At 73.9% G+C, this 509-nt stretch carries 1 pseudogene; it reads right to left on the minus strand.

Features of this window, described 5'->3' with window-relative positions:
• Positions 1-509, minus strand: a pseudogene (locus ASG87_RS20420) (hypothetical protein); the annotation flags it as partial.

Genomic DNA, 509 nt, shown 5'->3' on the forward strand with positions numbered 1-509 from the left:
ACCCAGGCCGCTGGCGCTGGAGGTGGCGCCGATGGCGACCGCACCCCAGCCCTGCGTCTGGCTGGCCGCGCCCAGCGCGATGCCCGAACCGGCTTGCGAGGTGCTGTTCAGGCCGATGGCGATGCTGCCGTCGGCGATGGCCTGCGCGTTGTCGCCGAACGCGGCGCTGTGGTCGCCCTGCGCCACGCTGCCGTAGCCGGTGGCGGTGGCGAACTCGCCGAGGGCGCTGGCGCCGGAGCCGAACGCGGAGGACTGGTTGCCCATCGCGAAGCTGCCCGCGCCGACCGCGGTGCTGTAGTCGCCCAGCGCCTGCGCGTCGTCGCTGCCGTCGCCGTTGCCGGTGGCGGCGAGGTAATGGCTGGCGGTGCCGGCGACGGCGTTGAGCTGAGCCAGGTTCACCGCGTCGGTGGCCTCGGTGCCTTCCGCCACGTTGGTGATCTGGCGATTGTTGGCGGCGTGCACCACGCCGTCGCTGCTGGTCCACTCGTGGGCGGCGCCGACGGAGACGG

Source organism: Frateuria sp. Soil773 (assembly GCF_001428405.1).
In the GTDB taxonomy this organism is placed as follows: Bacteria; Pseudomonadota; Gammaproteobacteria; order Xanthomonadales; family Rhodanobacteraceae; genus LMSL01.